A 16,338-nucleotide genomic window follows, 5' to 3' on the forward strand; every position below is an offset into this window, starting at 1 on the left:
ACGTGGCAAGGAGGAACATCTGTGGCCGAGGGCGCGACGACACCGCGGGACCGGTTCCGCGAGCAGACCAGGGGCGAGATCAAGGCGATCGCCCTGCGGCAGCTGTCCGAAGGCGGGATCGGCGCGATCGCGCTGACCCGGATAGCCAAGGAGCTCGGCCTGTCCGGGCCCGCGCTCTACAGGTACTACGCCGGGCGGGACGAGCTGATCAGCGAGCTGGTCCGGGACGCCTACGACGACTTGGCCGCGGCCGTGTCCGCCCCTGCCGAGCCGGATTCGCCGCCGCGCGCCCGGTTGTTGCGGCTCGGGCGCGCGTACCGGGCGTGGGCGCGCGAACAACCGCACCGCTACCTGCTGATCTTCGGGTCACCGCTGCCGGGCTACGCAGCGCCGCCGGACACCGTGGCCAACGCGCGCGCGGCGCTGGAACCGGTGGTGCGGGTGTTCGCCGCCGCGCGCCCCGATCAGCAGCCGCTCGTCGACCAGCTGCAACGGTGGAACGAACGAGATCCCGCCGTGGCGGCCTGGACCGGTGCGCACGTCGAACCCGCAGCGGCCGGAGCCGCGCTGGCCGGGGCGGTCACGGCGCTGTCCCGCCTGCACGGCATCGTCGGGCTCGAAGTCAACGGCCAATTCGCCGGCATGGGGCACGATCCGGGCGAGTTGCTGGACGCCGAACTCGGGCTGCTCGCCGACACCTACCGGCTGCCGTGAGCGTCCCGGCCGGAGCGGGACTTCGGCTCAGGACCGTTCGGCGCGGCGCGGCTTCCGGGCGACGCCCGCCCAGACCAGGGACTCCGACGGGTCGTCGAAGCTGATCGCGGTCTGCCCGTCGCCGTGCTCCGGGCGCCACAGCGGGGTCCAGGTGGCTCCCGGCTCGGCGACCTCGAAGTCGCCGAAGAGCGCCTCGATCTCGCGGTGCGAGCGCCACAGCACCGGAGTGGCGGTGTGGTCGTACATCGCCGCGCACTCGGCCATTTCCGTTGCCAGCCCGTCCGGCACGTCGTCCGCGGTGCCGTGCGACAACGCCAGGTAGGAGCCGGGGGAGAGCAGTTCGCGGAACCGCTCGACGCAGGCGGGGCCGATGTCCTGGCCTTGATCGTCGAGCTGTTGCACGTGCAGCACCGCGATCATCAGCAGCGCGACGGGCTCGCGCAGCTTCAGGATTCCGGTGCCCGCCACGGCTTGCCACAGCTCGTCGGGTTCGCACAGGTCGGCGCGGAGCACGCCGTGCCGCCGCGGGTCACCGTTGCGCTCCAGCTCCAGTTCGGAGTGCGCGACGGCCACCTCCTCGTTGTCCACGTAGACCACCCGGGCCTCGACACCGGCGTCCGCGGCGATCTGGTGGGTGGCGCCCATCGTGGGCACGCCCGCGCCGACGTCGATGAACTGCCGAATTCCTTGGGACAGCAGGTAGCGCACCACGCGGTGCAGGAACAGCCGGTTGGCCTTCGCCACGGATTCGACGAACGGGAAGCGTTCCAGCGCGCGCCTGCCGAATTCGCGGTCCACCGCGTAATTGGCCTGCCCGCCCAGGTAGAAGTCGTAGACGCGCGCGACGTTGGGCTGGTGCGTATCGATCTTGCGTTGCCGGACCACGGGGATCTCCTCACCGAACGAGCACGCCGATCACGACCGAAGAACGCGAAGGCCAATGGTTACCACACGTGGCCGGAGGGCAGTCGACCGCCTACTGGCGGACCGTGCTCGTGGCCGGACTCAGAACACCTGCGGCCGTGGCTTGCGGGCGACGCCCGCCCAGCCGATGGACTCCGAAGGATCGCTGAACCCGAGGTCCGGCTCGCTGGAATCGCCGTACTCCGGGCGCCACAGCGGGGTCCAGGTCATGCCCGGCTCGACCAGTTCGAAGTCCCCGAACAGCGCCTCGATCTCGGATTGCGAGCGCCAGATCACCGGGGTCGCGGTGTGGTCGTACATCGCCGCGAACTCGGCCATCTTGGTGGCCCGCCCGTCGGGAACCTGATCGTCGGTGCCGTGCGAGAGCGCGAAGTAGGAACCGGGCGAGATCAGCTCGCGCAACCGCGCGACCGATGCCGGGCCGACATCGCGGCCGGCGTCGTCGAGCTGCTTGACGTGCAGCACGGCCAGCAGCAGCACCGCGACCGGTTCGCGCAGCGTCACGATTCCGGAGGTCGCCACGGCCTGCCACAGCTCGTCCGGTTCGCGGAGGTCGGCGCGCACCACGGTGTGCCGCCGCGGGTCGCCGTCGCGCTCCAGCTCCAGCTTCGACTGCGCCACCGCGACGTCCTCGTTGTCGACGTAGACGACGCGGGCGCCACCGGCCTCGGCGGCGATCTGGTGCGTCGCGCCCATCGTGGGCACGCCCGAGCCGATGTCGATGAACTGCCGGACGCCTTGGGACAGCAGGTAGCGCACGGTCCGGTGCAGGAACAGCCGGTTCGCCTTCGCGACCGATTCCACGAACGGGAACCGCTGCAGCGCGCGTTTGACGAACTCGCGGTCCACCGCGTAGTTCGCCGCCCCGCCGAGGAAGTAGTCGTAGACGCGGGCGACGTTGGGCTGCTGCGTGTCGCTGCTGCGCTGCCGGACCAACAGGGCTCCTCACCGCCCGGTGGCACCGGGTGTGGTTGAAGAAGTGCTTGCCGTGTCGATCAAGGTTTACCACATCGTCCCACTTTGGAGGTAATCGGCTACGCCGGGTGGCTGTTCTGCGTCGGGAGCTCCCGCCCGGCCGCCGTTCCGGTGCGGGTCGAGCTGACCGCGAGCAATGCCCTCGCCGCATCGGAACATGCGAAAACGGTGTTAGATCCGCATCCGGGCTCGTCCTAGTCTTCGATCCCGCCGGACCGTAGGCGGGCGAGGCGGCGCCGCCGGTTTCGCACCGGGAAGGACGACGATGTCTGAGACCGAACCGAGGGTCAGCGCGGAAAATGGGGCAGGCGCGGGAAGTCCGGCCGGGCCCAGGGTGCCGACCCGGATGCTGGTGCTCGCGCTGATCTTCGTGATCACCACGGTGAACTACGCGGATCGCAGCAGCCTGTCGATCACCGGTAGCAGCGTGCAGGCCGATCTGGGCTTCAGCACCGTGCAGCTGGGCTACATCTTCTCGGCGTTCAGCTGGGCCTACGTGATCGCGCAACTGCCCGGCGGCGTGCTGCTCGACCGGTTCGGCGCGCGCCGGATCTACGGCCTGAGCCTGGTGCTGTGGACGTTGGTCACGCTCGCGGTGAGCCTCGTCGGGCTGATCACGACACCGGTGCTGGTGGCCGTGACGACCATCTTTGTGCTGCGGCTGCTGCTGGGCGCCTTCGAATCCCCGGCGTTTCCCGCCAACGCCCGGGTGGCGACGACCTGGTTCCCGACCGCGGAGCGGGGCAGGGCCACGGCGGTGTTCAACTCCGCGCAGTACTTCGCCACCGCCGCGTTCGCGCCGGTCATGGGGTGGCTGACGCACCAGTTCGGCTGGCGCTGGGTGTTCGTGATGCTCGGTGCGCTGGGGCTGGTGCTGGCCGTGCTGTGGTTCCGGTGGATGGATTCGCCGCGGAACCATCCGCGCGTGAGCGCGAAGGAGCTGGGAACGATCCGCGACGGCGGCGGGCTCGTCGACCTCGATGAGGCGGGTGCGCGCGGCGCATCGCGGGAGGCGCTGAACTGGCGCAGCCTCGGGAAGATCTTCACCTTCCGCGGGCTGTGGGGCGTCTACATCACGCAGTACGCGATCAACGCGCTGACGTACTTCTTCATCACCTGGTTCCCGGTTTACTTGGTGCAGGGCCGCGGATTGTCGCTTCTCGAAGTCGGTTTCGTCGCGGCGCTCCCGGCGCTGTGCGGGTTCGGCGGCGGGCTGCTCGGCGGCTTCTTCTCGGACGCGTTGCTGCGTCGCGGGCTTTCGGTGACCGCCGCGCGCAAAATCCCTTCTGTGCTCGGGATGGTGCTGGCCACCAGCATCGGGCTGTGCAATCTCACCGACAGCAGCGCGCTGATCATCGCGCTGATGACGCTGGCGTTCTTCGGCAAGGGGCTCGGCGCGCTCGGCTGGGCGATCACCACCGACATCGCGCCGCCGGAGGCCGCGAGTTTCGTCGGCTCGACCATGAACGCGTTCGGCAACGCCGCGGGGATCGTCACGCCGATCGTCATCGGCTACACCGTGCAGGTCACCGGTTCCTTCCACACCGCGTTGTGGTTCGTGGCCGCGCACGGACTGCTCGCACTGGTCGGTTTCGCGGTGATGGGCCCGATCAAACGAATCCAGTTCGACGCGGACTGAGTAGTCCTCTGTGGAGGATCCGTTCGCTGAAGCGCCGCACACGTCACGAATGGAGCGACCATGAGCACGGGTTTCGACCGGATCAGCCGGGTGAAGATCTCGTCGATCACACTGCCGCTGCCGACCGCGATCTCCGACGCCAAGGTGCTCACCGGCAGGCAACGGCCGATGACCGAGGTCGCGATGCTGTTCGCCGAGATCAGCACCGACGACGGCGCGGAAGGCATCGGCTTCAGCTACTCCAAGCGCGCGGGCGGACCCGGCCAGTTCGCGCACGCGCGCGAGATCGCACCGGTGCTGCTGGACGAGGATCCCAGCGACATCGGCAAGATCTGGGACAAGCTCGTCTGGGCGGGCGCCTCGGTCGGGCGCAGCGGACTGGCGATCCAGGCGATCGCCGCCTTCGACGTCGCGCTGTGGGACCTCAAGGCCAAGCGCGCGGACTTGCCGCTGGGCAAACTCCTTGGGGCGCACAGGGATTCGGTGCGCTGCTACAACACATCGGGTGGATTTCTGCACGCGCCGATCGAAGAAGTCGTGGAACGCGCCGCGAGCTCGGTGCGCGACGGCATCGGCGGGATCAAGCTGAAAGTCGGGCACCCGGACGGCGCCGCGGACCTGGCCAGGGTCAGCGCGGTCCGGGAGAAGCTCGGCGATTCCGTCCCGCTGATGGTCGACGCGAACCAGCAGTGGGACCGGACCGCGGCGCGCCGGATGTGCCGGGCACTCGAACCGCTGGAACTGGTGTGGATCGAGGAACCGCTGGACGCCTACGACTCCGCGGGCCACCACGCGCTGGCGTCCACATTCGACACTCCGATCGCGACCGGCGAGATGCTGGCGAGCACCGCCGAGCACGCGGAGCTCATCCGGCTCGGCGGCGCCGACGTGGTGCAGCCGGACGCTCCCCGCATCGGCGGGATCTCGCGATTCCTGAAGGTCATGGCGCTGGCCGAGCAGCAGCACCTGCAACTCGCGCCGCACTTCGCGATGGAGATCCACGTGCACCTCGCCGCGGCGTATCCGCACGAACCGTGGGTGGAGCACTTCGAGTGGCTGGACCCGTTGTTCAACGAGCACTTGGAGATCTCCGACGGGCGGATGCACCTGTCCGCGCGTCCCGGGCTCGGCGTGACGCTCAGCGATCAGGCCCGCGCGTGGACCGTCGCCGAGCACGAGGTCACCGGCTGATCACCCGGCCGCCGCAGCGATCCGTGCGGGCAACGGTCATTCGGGCAACAGCAGTCTTCCGACCGGCCGAAGTCACCCGGGCAGCCACCGGGGAGTCACGCTGGGCACCACGACTTCCCCGGTGCAGCGCCCGGATTCGTCCAGCAGCCAGCCCATCCGCTTGGCCACCCGCAGCACCAGCACCCGCTCGTTGATCGACAGCCGCGGCAGCTTCTCGGCCAGCAGCAGCTCCAGCCGCCGCAGATCGGCGGGCGAACGCGCCCACAGCTGGAAAAGCAGGTTCGCCTTGCCCACTGTCGACACGCACAGCCGCAGTTCGGCGAGGGTGCGCAACGAGCGCACCGTGCGGTCCAGTTCCGCGGCGGGCAGCTCGGCCAGGAAGATGCACGACATCGGCCACTGCGAACGGACCTGCGCCACGTCGCAGCGGAAGGACAGCTGCTCCGAGGCCAGCAACCTGCCGACCTGCCGCCGCACCGTGGCCGGATTGCGGTCGAGGACGCGCGCGATGTCGGCGGCGCTGCGCCGTCCATCGTGGATCAGCGCCTCGACCAGCGGCCAGTAGTGCTCCGGGAGCGAGGTGAACCCGTCAGTCCGCGGTGCGGCGGCCTGCAGCTCGGATCGCTGTGCCGGGTCGAGCGCGTCGAGCCGCCAGCGGCTGCCCTCCGTGTGCACCTTCGTCGCCAGGTGCGTGTCGACCCGCTGCACGCCCGGGATCCGCGGCAGCTCGTCGAGCGCGAACCGCGTCAGCGAGTCGTGGTCCGGAGTCAGCACGGTGATGATCAGGTCCCGGCCGCTGGCGGTCTCGTCGATCGTGGCCGCCCGCGGGTCGCGGCACAACGCGCCGATGACCTCGCTCCGCCGCTGCGGGGCGACGTCGAGCTCGACGAACGCGAGCGTGACCGTGCTCAGCTTCCCGCCCGCGTGCGCGGTGACCCACGCCGTTCCGCTGGAGCGCAGCCGTTCCCAGCGCGCGGCCAGCGTCGTCGCCGTCGAACCGAGCACGCGCGCGGCATCCGCCCAGCTCACCCGAGGTGCGATCTGCAGGGCGTGCAGCAGTGACAGGTCCTGCTCGTCCAGCAGCGGATGCACGAATCACCTCCAGCAGCGCTTCGCGGTGCACGAATCCTTCGATCTGTTCGACCGTTGTTCCCGCAGCAGCACACTGCCTGTCACCTCAGCACGCCGTGTCGCCGATCACTCCGCGGGGTCCGGTGCCCGGTGGTGCCCAGTGCGAGCCGGGGCTCGTCGAGCCCGGAGCTGCCGCCGCGATGGACGCCCGCAGCCGGGTGCCGGACCGCGAGGTCCCCGGCTGAAGTGAAAGCAGGTGCCGAAGTGACCGAGCCGAACCACCCACCGAACGGCGCCGCACCGGCGCCACCGGCCGTGCGCCGCAAAGCCGTGCTGGCGGCGTCGATCGGCAACTTCGTCGAATGGTTCGAGTTCACCCTCTACGGGTTCTTCGCCGCCGCCATCGCGGTGAACTTCTTCCCCGTCCCGGACGGCACGAGCTCGCTGATCCCCACGTTCGCCGCGTTCGGCATCTCGTTCGTGCTGCGCCCGCTCGGCGCGCTGGTGTTCGGGCACTTCGGTGACCGGCTCGGCAGGCGCGGCACGCTCGCCGTGTCGCTGATCGGGATGTCGGCGGCCACCTTCGTGATCGGCGTGCTGCCGAACGCCGACACCATCGGTGTGCTCGCGCCGATCCTGCTGATCGTGGCGCGGGTGGCGCAGGGGTTCTCCGCCGGTGGCGAGTTCGGCGGCGCGACGGCCTACATGGTCGAGTACGCGCCCGAGCACCGGAGGAACTTCTTCGGCAGCTGGCAGTTCTTCACCCAGATGCTGGCCGGGCTCGCCGGTTCCGCGGTCGGTGCTTCGCTGAGCGCGGTGCTCAGCGAGCAGGCCCTCAACGCGTGGGGCTGGCGGATTCCGTTCCTGCTCACGTTGCCGCTCGGCGTCATCGGCTTCTACCTGCGGCTGCGCCTGGACGAGACACCTCAGTTCAAGGCCGAGCAGGGCGGCGAACGGGGCGCGCCGCTGCCGACGGTGCTGCGCGAGCACTGGCCGAACGTGCTGAAGGTGATCGGCTTGATGATCACCGGCACGACGTTCTTCTACATGGTGCAAGCGTTCTTCCCGGCGTTCCTGGTCGAGCAGGTCGGTCTCGCGCGCGGGCAGATGTTCGCCGCGATGATGATCGGTACCTGCGCGCAGCTGGTGCTGATCCCGCTGTGGGCGCTGTACGCGGACCGCATCGGGCGGCGCAGGCCGATGCTCGTCGGTTCGCTGGCCGTGCTGGTGGTGTGCGCGGTGCCCACGTACCTGCTGTTCCTGCACGGCACGTTCGGCTCGGCCGCGCTCGGTTACCTCGTGCTGGCCGTGGTGCTCGCGCCGATGACCGGGTGCTTGGCCACGGCGCTGGCCGAGAGCTTCCCGACCAGCGTGCGCTACAGCGGGCTCTCGGTCGCCTACAGCGTCTCCGTGTCGGTGTTCGGCGGCTTCACGCCGCTGATCCTGAGCGCGCTGGCCGCGAGCGGCCGGCTGGCACCCGCCTACTACCTGGTGGGGGCTGCGGTGCTGTCGCTGGTGGCCGCGCTGCTGCTGCCGGAGTCCGCGCAAAGCAGCGATCCGGCGTCGGATCGCGACGGCGCCGCGGTGTGAATTCGGGATTCTCAAGGGGAAAGGGGCCATGGTGTCCATAGTGGAGGATGCGCGCGAGATGTCCGGCGAGCTGGTGCGGCTGCGCCGCCACCTGCACCGCGAACCGGAAGTCGGCCTGCAACTGCCGCGCACGCAGGACAGCGTGCTCGCCGAACTCGACGGGCTCGGCCTGGAAGTGCGCACGGGCGGGCAATGCACGTCGGTCACCGCGGTGCTGCGCGGCTCAGCGCAGTCACAGCGCACGGTCCTGCTGCGCGCCGACATGGACGCCTTGCCCGTCCACGAGCGCACCGGGCTCGACTACGCCTCGACGAACGGCGCGATGCACGCCTGCGGGCACGACCTGCACACTGCAATGCTCACCGGCGCGGCCCGGCTGCTCTCGCAGCACCGCGACCGGCTCGCCGGAGACGTGGTGCTGATGTTCCAGCCGGGCGAGGAGGGCTACGACGGCGCCGGGACGATGATCGACGAAGGAGTGCTCGACGCCGCCGGTCGCCGGGCCGACACCGCCTACGCCATGCACGTGTTCTCCTCCGCCGCGCCGCACGGGAAGTTCGTCAGCAGGCCCGGCGCGGCGCTGTCCGCATCGGACGAGCTGAAAGTGGTGGTTCGAGGCGCCGGCGGGCACGGTTCCGCACCGCACCGGGCGCACGATCCGGTTCCCGCGATGGCGGAGATGATCACCGGGCTGCAGACGATGGTGGGGCGGCGGTTCGACATCTTCGACCCGGTGGTGGTCACGGTCGGCACGGTGCGCGCGGGCACCGCGCACAACGTCATCCCGGACACCGCCGAGTTCGGCGCCACGGTGCGGTCGTTCTCGGCGGACGCCCGGGCGCGGGTCCGCGCGCTGACCGAGGAGTTGCTGCACGGCATCGCAGCCGCGCACGGCGTGACCGTGGACGTCGAGTTGGCCGAGGGCTATCCGGTCACGGTCACCGACGCCGCGGAAACCGGGTTCGTCGCCGCCACGATCGCCGAGCTGTTCGGCGACACCCGCTACGAGGAACTGGCCAACCCCCTCGGCGGTTCGGAGGACTTCTCGCGGGTGCTCCAGCACGTGCCGGGCGGCTTCGTGGGGCTCAGCGCGGTGCCGCCGGAGGCCGACCCCCGCACGGCGCCCTACAACCACAGCCCGCTGGCGGTCTACGACGACTCGGTGCTCGCCGAAGGCGCCGCGCTCTACGCCGAACTGGCCGTGCGGCGGCTGATGCTGCACGAGTAGGCCGGTCGACGTGCGCGCCGTCCCGGAGGCTCGGGTCGCTCGCACGGTTGATCGAAGCCGGATGTCAGGCCCGCAGGCAGCGGTCACTCCCGGAGGGGCGGGCGGGGGTGCGCTCCGCCGCGAACGACCCGGCGAAGAATTGCGGACGCCCGCGCTAATTATCGGGCGCTGCTCTTTTCGGATTCCCGGTGCGACTCGTCCGGGTGTAGCACCGCATCGGGTTTCTCCGCGCCATTCCCCGGTGTCCCGGCCGCTGTTACGGTCCGAAGTGCGGCGCATTTCGCAGTCGATTCCAGAGCATTGTCCGGACGCCGCATTGTTCGGGCGCCGCATCGTCCGGAAACAGCGCAGGCGCGCGCCGTTGAGGCGGCGGTTCGTCCGAGAGGCGGCAGCGATGGCTCGACCCGACCTGGCGGAAACCTCCGAACAACCCCCGATGGTCCCGCTGGAGCTCCTGCGCCGGGACGTGGACACCGTGCTGGAGCGGTTCATGGGCTCCTGCTCGGCACGCGCCCCCGATCCCGGCCTGCCGCCGCTGATCGAGGTCGTCCGGGACTTCCAGGCGGGCGGCAAACGGCTGCGCCCGCTGTTCTGCTGCGCCGGATTCGCCGCAGCGGGCGGGGATCCGCGCAGCGAGGTGGTGCTCGGCGTGGCAGCGGCGCTGGAGCTGTTCCACTCCTTCGCGTTGATCCACGACGACGTGATGGACGGTTCCGACCAGCGGCGCGGCAAACCGACCGTGCACCGCCGGTTCGGGGCGCAGGTGCCGGAACAGCGTGGTGCACCGGGAGCTTCCGGCGCGGCACCGGCTCCGGTCGATGCCGGGTTCGGCGTCAACGTGGCGATCCTGCTCGGCGACGCGTGCCTGGTGTGGTCCGACGAGCTGTTGCACAGCGCGGGGATCCCGCAGCAGCGGTGGGCGGACGTGCGGCCGTTCGTGCAGGCCATGCGCACCGAACTCATCGCGGGGCAGTACCTGGACCTGGCGGGCGAGGGCGCGCTGGACCCGCTGGACCAGGCGTGGCGGGTGATCCGGCACAAGACCGCGGCCTACACCGTGGCCCGGCCGATGCAGATCGGCGCCGCGCTCGCCGGTGCGGACCGCGAGCTGCTGGCCCGCTGCGCGGAGTTCGGCTTCCTGCTCGGCACGGCGTTCCAGCTGCGCGACGACCTGCTCGGAGTGTTCGGCGACCCGGCCGTGACCGGGAAATCCAGGCTGGACGACTTGCGCGCGGGAAAGCCGACGGTGCTCATCGGACTCACGTGGCGGCGCGCCACCGAGCAGCAGCGCCGCACGATCCGGCGGCTGCACGGTGCGCCCGGGCTCGACGAGGAAGGGGCGGCGCAACTGCGCGGCATCATCGACGAAACCGGGGCGCACCGGGCGGTTCGCGAGCTGATCGAGCAGCGCACGGCCGAAGCGCTGGGTGTGCTCGGGCGAATGCCGGTGCGCCGGCCGGTGCGGGAAAGCCTCGCGGAACTCGCCGGGCAGGCCACCCGGCGGCAGCGCTGAACGCCGCCCGTTGCGCGAGTGCCACCACGCAATCGAAAACGAATGCAATGAGGAGGATCGCAAATGGGCACCATCGACACTTTTCGCGACCTCGTCGGAAACATCGCCGACGATGCGAAAAAAGCGTTCGACGAACTCCTGGATCGGCGCTGCGACGATTGGGACGGGGATTACTGGGACGACCCGTGGGACTGCGATCCGTGGGACTGGGACGATCGGCCCGGGGATGATTGGCGCAGGGGTGATCGGCGCACCGGGAATCGGCGCGGCGACTACCGCCGCCGCGGCCAGCGCCGCGGCAGTCCCCGAGTGGTCGAGGCCGGCCGCTCGCACCCGGCCGTGGCCGAGCCGCGGCGCAGCCCGGAGGACGGGCTGCCGGACCAGATAAGGCAGCTCAACGACTCGGTCGACTCGTTGCGGGCTTCGCTGCAGCAGGCACCGGGCCCGGCCGCGCCCGAGCACCGGACCTGATGGGCCTGGACCGGCTGCGGCGAGTCGCCGGGGTGCTCGGTGCGCTGTGCCGCACCGAGCTCACCCGGACCGTGCACCGCGGAACCGGCGACGCGGCCCCGCACGAGCGCGCTCGCGAGGTCCGGCGGGCGCTGGAGGAGCTCGGCCCGTTCTACATCAAGCTCGGGCAGATGCTCTCCACCCGCCCGGACATCGTCTCCCGGACGATGATCGCCGAGCTGGAGAACCTGCACGACCACGTGCACCCGCTGCCGTTCTCGGATTTCGAGTCGGTGCTGGCCGCCGACCTGGGCAGCGAGTGGAAGGAGCAGTTCCGCGACTTCGACATCCTCGAACCCGTCGGCACCGCCTCGCTGGCGCAGGTCTACCGGGTCACGTTGCGCGACGGCTCGCCCGGCGTGGTCAAGATCCAGCGCCCGGACGTGGCCGCGACCGTGCTGGAGGACATGGCGCTGCTGCGGAAAGCGGCGCGCATCGTCGGCAAGGGAGCGCCGCGGTTCAACGCGGTCGTCGACATCGACGCGATGCTGGGCGTGCTGTTCGACGCGATGCGCCCGGAACTGGACTTCACCGCCGAGGCCGCGAACATGCGCGAAGCCCGCAAAGCCGTCCGCGACTTCCCGACGCTGGACGTGCCGACGGTGGTGCAGGCGACCCGGCACGTGCTGGTGCAGACGCTGGCACCGGGCCGGTCGGTGCGCGAGATCGCGCCCGAGGAACTTCCCGCGGCGCTGCGCAAAGCGATCGGCACGGACCTGCTGGCGTTGCAGTTCCGGGGTTTCTTCGTGAACCGCATGTTCCACGCCGACCCGCACCCGGGCAACATCTTCGTCGACGGCGAAGGCCGGGCCACGCTGATCGACTGGGGCATGGTCGGCCGGGTCGACCGCCGCACCAGCATGACGATCATGCTGGTGCTGTTGCACCTGGCGCGCAACGACGGGCACGGGCTGGCCAAGGCGTGGACCGAACTCGGCCACGCCACCGCCTGGGCGGACGTGCCCGCGTTCGCCGCGGACATGGCCGCGCTGACGCCGCAGATCGCGGCGGCCTCGTTGTCCGAGCTGAACTTCGGGGTGACGCTGACCAGCGTGCTGCAGCAGTCCACCAAGCGCGGCATCAAGACCAACCCGGTGATCTCGGTGCTGGGCAAGTCGTTCGCCAACATGGAAGGCTCGGTGCGCTTCCTCGCCCCGGAACTGTCCATCACGGACGTGTTCCAGCAGCAATTGGCGCGGATGCTGGCCGAACTTGCCAAGGATGCACTGTCAGCGGGCAACGCCGCGCGCACGCTGGTGGAGCTGATGCTTGTCGCGGACACGCTCACGGAGCAGGCGCGCAGCGTCACCGGCGACCTGTCCGATCGGGAATTCACCTTCCACGTCAACCAGAACGCGCCCGCGCGGACCCCGCGTTCCACGAGGCTGCGCGACGGCTTGGCGGGCGCGGCGCTCGCCGCGCTGTGGGCGCGCCGCAACCGGTGATCGGAGTGAACGGCCCGCTGGTCCCACTAGATTGGACGAACAGTCCGTTCACTCGGAACGTTCCGGCGGGTGCGTTTGGAGTGAACGGAACTTTGGTCCCACTAGATTGGTCAAACGGTCCGTTCACTCGGGGCGAAAGGTTCCGGGGGCGGGCAGCGATGTTGGAGGAGAGCACATGACGCGACAGGTGACGGGATGGCGGAAATCCAGCCGGTCATCACAGCAGACCGCTTGCGTCGAGGTAGGCCGTGCTGCTGGCGGCGCAGCGGTGCGTGACACCAAAGATCGCGCCGCCGGGTACTTCACCACGACGAGCGGCCAGTGGACCGCGTTCGTCGAAGCCGTCAAAGACGGGCGCTTCGACGGCTGAACCTAGCGATGATCCCCGGCGGAACGCGACCGCCGGGGATCACGCATGAGGCGACCCCGCAACGCGGCCGACTAGTCGAGTTGCGTCCACCACCAGGCGATCGACGGGAAGGGCAGCGGCTCCGCGCGGCGCACTGCAGGAGAGTCCACAACGGACCCATTCAACCGCAGCCGTACGGCCGGAGTGATCCCGTCCGCGGCGTAGAGCACGGTGTACCGGGGAGTCCGCAGGCTCCAGTCGATGTTGGCGCGGATGCCGTGGGCGAGGCTGTCCAGGTAGATCCGCAACGGCTCGGAGGCGCCGCGGCGGACCTGCTCGCGCAACCGCAGGAACAGCAGCATCAGCCGGTCCCGGTAGGCGATCGCGGTCGCCTCGGCTTCCTGCACATCGGTGCCGGTGACGGTGCGCACCGCGTCGTTGAGGTTGTGCCCGTCCTGCTGGCCGAGCATTTCCTTGTGCCGGGAGACCCGGTCGTTGTCCAGCGCGGCCACCATCCAGAACAGTTCGGTCAGCGCCCGCACCGGCGCGGCGTGCAGTTCGGAACCGGGAATTTCGGCCGCATTGGCGAATTCGAACATGGATTGGGTCGGCGGGCCGCCGCAGTCGTGCAGGCGGACGACGAAGAAGTCGTCGAGGGTCTTCGGTCCACCCGCGGCGCGTTGCGCGTTCAGCTGCACGACTCCGAACAACCACCTGCGGTGCGCGTTGATCCACCGTTCGGTCTGGGCCGGAGTCGCCAGCCGCCGGTAGGAATGCGCCAGATCGCAGAGCCCGAGCAGGTGCGGATCCCCGCGGCACAGCGATTCATCACCGGTGTCCAGGATGCGCAGCAGTCGCGCGGCCACCGGGATGAACCGGGTCGGGTCCGTGCAATTGCCGCCTTCGTCGCAATGCGCGTCGTCGAAGGAGAATCCCCAATACACCCAGTTCGCGGCGATCTGGTAGTGCTCGGTCACCGCGTTCGGCACCATTCCGCCGTAGAAATCGGCCGAGGTGGAGGCGTACCAGCGCTCCAGTTCGCCCGCGTTGCGCACCAGGCCGAGCCGCTGCGCCCACTGCCCGGAACGGCGGTGCACCGCGTCCTTGTCCGGGTGCATCACGGGTTCGATCGGGCAGAAGAAGGGCGGGATTTCGATGTGCTGCTCGGTCGGCCCGGCGTCGGGCTCCGCCGGTGCCGCGCTGCTCGTCCGCACGTCCATGTTCACCCCGAGATCGTCGTTGCGGCGGTTCACCTGGGAAAGCAGAGCCGGAGCGCCGGGTGGGGCCGGCGCTCCGGGCGGGCTCACGTCCGGGTCAGGTACAGGACGAGCCCGTAGGGCTGGTGCAGCCAGATCTGCTGTCCGGTGCCTTCCAGCCGCGAGTTGTCGAATTCCCGCGGACGGTATTCCGGGTTGACCACCACCCAAACCCGTTCGACCAGCCAGCCGGGGTACTCGCCGGCCGGGTGCATTCGGATGTAGGTGGGAAACCGCTCCAGGTCCTCGGTTTCCAGTTGCGGACGTCTGGGGTCTTTGTACTGGGCGTCGGTGACGTTGGCTCCTTCGCCGAGCACGAACCGGTCGGTCTCGCCGCGCCGGAAGTCGTCCCGGCCGGTGCTGAGCCCGAATTCGCGTCCGGCGATGCCGAGGTAGACATCGCTTCTGGTGTCCGCGTTCGCTGCGTCGGCGGTGGCGATGTTCGCTTCGATCCGGGTGATGGACGCCATGCTCGCCTCACTTCCTCTGCTCGTTCCGGCGCTCCCGCCGGGTTTTCGGAAACGGCGGAGTGTGCTGGTAGCGGAAATGTCCCGGGAACGGAATCGATTCTAAGGCTCGCGCGGCGGCGTCGGCACTGCGCTGAGCGGGTCACGCCCGTGACACTTTGGTGCGCGGGTGCCGAATTGTTCCCGATCGAGCTCGGGGTGTTCCGGTGTCGCGGAAAATTGCGGTTTCAGCGCGGTGCCGGCCAGGACTCCAGCGTGCGCCGGGTCTCGAAGCGCCGCAGCAGGCCGGTGCGCGGATCCCGGAATTCGAGCACGGACGCGAGCAACTGCAACGGGTCGGTGAAGTCGTCGTCGGCGCGGTCCCGGACCTGCGGGTAGAGGTCGTCGCCCGCGATCGGCACACCCAGCGCGGCCAGGTGCACCCGCAGCTGGTGGGTGCGTCCTGTCGTGGGCAGCAGCCGGTAGCGGCCCAGGCCGTCGCGGTGCTCGATGAGCTCCACGCGGGTTTCGCTGTTCGGCGGGCCAGGAACCTCTTGCGCCTGCAGCACACCGCGTTCTTTGACGATCCTGCTGCGCACCGTGCGCGGCAGCACCAGCTGTGGATCGTGCCGGGCCACGGCGAGGTATTCCTTGCGCACCGCCCGGTCCTGGAACAAGCCCTGGTACTCGCGCCGCGCATCGGGCCGGACGGTGAACAGCACCAGCCCGGCCGTCATCCGGTCCAGCCGGTGCGCCGGGCTCAGCTCCGGCAGCTCCAGCTCGCGGCGCAACCGCACCAGCGCGGTCTCGGTGATGTGCCCGCCGCGCGGGGTCGTCGCCAGGAAATGCGGCTTGTCCGCGACGAGGATGTCCGCGTCCCGGTGCAGCACCTCGACGGAGTGCGGAACGGGCGGTTCCGGCGCGGTTTCGCGCTGCATCCACAGCGAAGTGCGCGGCGCGAACGGGGTTTCGGCATCGACGAGCCCGCCCGGACCGGCGACCCGCTGCTCGCGCAGCATCCGATCGACCTCGGCTGCGGCGATGGGCAGCCGGTCGACGAGGTGGTCCCGCATGGTCGGCCACGTCCCGCCGTCCGGCGTGCGCAGCCGCACGGCGTCCAAGCCGTCCCGCTGCGGGAACGGGGAACGGGGTTTGCGTCGCATCGCTGCCCAGCTTATGAGCCCGTCTTTGAACTCGTTTTGGGTAGGTGCCCGGGTAGCGGAACCTCATGCGCCGGTGCTCGGGTTGCGTACGTGGCGGAACCGGCTGACGCCGCTTGAAAAGGACAAACACCCAGAGCCGAACTTGGGATCCAAGACCGGCGCCAAGGGCTCCTCGCAGACGCATCTGCGCAGGTGATAGCGGGCCCAGCGGCTCGTTGCGTGATCGACCACTTCGCGGACAGCGCCCGTTCGGCGCAACTCGCGCCCACGCTGTGGGACGGCTCGGGCGGCGATTGACGCCCGGCACCGGTGGCGCAAGAATCC

Annotated in this window: 15 protein-coding genes; 9 read left to right on the top strand and 6 right to left on the bottom strand. The window is 70.0% G+C overall.

The annotated features are described in order from the left end of the window. Positions 1-21: 21 nt before the first annotated feature. Positions 22-714: a TetR/AcrR family transcriptional regulator gene (locus INP57_RS21865; RefSeq protein WP_200072185.1), complete on the top strand. Its 693-nt coding sequence runs from the start codon at positions 22-24 to the stop codon at positions 712-714. Between the two features lie 27 nt (positions 715-741). Here INP57_RS21865 and INP57_RS21870 read toward each other — a convergent pair whose 3' ends face one another. Together INP57_RS21870 and INP57_RS21875 are read right to left on the bottom strand one after the other, a co-directional pair. After that, a complete protein-coding gene (locus INP57_RS21870; RefSeq protein ID WP_295146246.1) occupies positions 742-1,599 on the bottom strand; it encodes an SAM-dependent methyltransferase in 858 nt (285 codons plus the stop codon). Positions 1,600-1,719: 120 nt separating this feature from the next. Next, positions 1,720-2,574: an SAM-dependent methyltransferase gene (locus tag INP57_RS21875; RefSeq protein ID WP_233628056.1), complete on the bottom strand. Its 855-nt coding sequence runs from the start codon at positions 2,572-2,574 to the stop codon at positions 1,720-1,722. Positions 2,575-2,878: 304 nt separating this feature from the next. Here INP57_RS21875 and INP57_RS21880 point away from each other — a divergent pair, with 304 nt between their 5' ends. Beyond that, positions 2,879-4,252 carry an MFS transporter gene (locus tag INP57_RS21880; RefSeq protein WP_200072186.1) on the top strand — a complete coding sequence of 458 codons (1,374 nt, stop codon included), beginning with the start codon at positions 2,879-2,881 and terminating at the stop codon, positions 4,250-4,252. Positions 4,253-4,312: 60 nt separating this feature from the next. Next, on the top strand, positions 4,313-5,443 hold the full coding sequence (locus tag INP57_RS21885; RefSeq protein ID WP_200072187.1) for an L-talarate/galactarate dehydratase: 1,131 nt from the start codon (positions 4,313-4,315) through the stop codon (positions 5,441-5,443). 72 nt (positions 5,444-5,515) lie between these two features. Here INP57_RS21885 and INP57_RS21890 read toward each other — a convergent pair whose 3' ends face one another. Beyond that, positions 5,516-6,535 (bottom strand): Lrp/AsnC family transcriptional regulator, encoded by a 1,020-nt coding sequence (locus INP57_RS21890; RefSeq protein WP_200072188.1) that lies wholly within the window; start codon positions 6,533-6,535, stop codon positions 5,516-5,518. Positions 6,536-6,778: 243 nt separating this feature from the next. Between INP57_RS21890 and INP57_RS21895 the strand changes: the two genes are divergently transcribed. The 6 genes from INP57_RS21895 to INP57_RS21920 all read left to right on the top strand — a co-directional run bounded on the left by INP57_RS21895 (position 6,779) and on the right by INP57_RS21920 (position 13,170). Then, entirely contained in the window at positions 6,779-8,104 is a 1,326-nt protein-coding gene (locus tag INP57_RS21895; RefSeq protein WP_307850208.1) for an MFS transporter, read from the top strand. Positions 8,105-8,135: 31 nt separating this feature from the next. After that, positions 8,136-9,332, top strand: a complete 1,197-nt coding sequence (locus INP57_RS21900; protein ID WP_200072190.1) for a M20 metallopeptidase family protein — start codon at positions 8,136-8,138, stop codon at positions 9,330-9,332. Between the two features lie 394 nt (positions 9,333-9,726). After that, complete coding sequence (locus INP57_RS21905; protein ID WP_200072191.1) at positions 9,727-10,845, top strand: polyprenyl synthetase family protein; 1,119 nt, start codon at positions 9,727-9,729, stop codon at positions 10,843-10,845. Between the two features lie 63 nt (positions 10,846-10,908). After that, entirely contained in the window at positions 10,909-11,316 is a 408-nt protein-coding gene (locus INP57_RS21910; protein ID WP_200072192.1) for a hypothetical protein, read from the top strand. Beyond that, entirely contained in the window at positions 11,316-12,800 is a 1,485-nt protein-coding gene (locus INP57_RS21915; protein WP_200072193.1) for an ABC1 kinase family protein, read from the top strand. Before INP57_RS21910 ends, INP57_RS21915 begins: the two co-directional genes overlap by 1 nt. A 175-nt stretch (positions 12,801-12,975) precedes the next feature. After that, the gene (locus tag INP57_RS21920; RefSeq protein ID WP_200072194.1) at positions 12,976-13,170 is read left to right on the top strand and encodes a DUF397 domain-containing protein; all 195 of its coding nucleotides are present in this window, start codon (positions 12,976-12,978) and stop codon (positions 13,168-13,170) included. A gap of 71 nt (positions 13,171-13,241) precedes the next feature. Here INP57_RS21920 and INP57_RS21925 read toward each other — a convergent pair whose 3' ends face one another. The 3 genes from INP57_RS21925 to INP57_RS21935 all read right to left on the bottom strand — a co-directional run bounded on the left by INP57_RS21925 (position 13,242) and on the right by INP57_RS21935 (position 16,014). Continuing rightward, a complete protein-coding gene (locus INP57_RS21925) occupies positions 13,242-14,402 on the bottom strand; it encodes a terpene synthase family protein (RefSeq protein ID WP_200072195.1) in 1,161 nt (386 codons plus the stop codon). 50 nt (positions 14,403-14,452) lie between these two features. Continuing rightward, entirely contained in the window at positions 14,453-14,875 is a 423-nt protein-coding gene (locus INP57_RS21930; protein WP_200072196.1) for a hypothetical protein, read from the bottom strand. A 224-nt stretch (positions 14,876-15,099) separates the two neighbouring features. Beyond that, complete coding sequence (locus INP57_RS21935; protein WP_200072197.1) at positions 15,100-16,014, bottom strand: pseudouridine synthase; 915 nt, start codon at positions 16,012-16,014, stop codon at positions 15,100-15,102. Between the last annotated feature and the right edge of the window lie 324 nt (positions 16,015-16,338).

The sequence above is a fragment of the Saccharopolyspora galaxeae genome (genome assembly GCF_016526145.1).
GTDB classification, from domain to species: domain Bacteria; phylum Actinomycetota; class Actinomycetes; order Mycobacteriales; family Pseudonocardiaceae; genus Saccharopolyspora_C; species Saccharopolyspora_C galaxeae.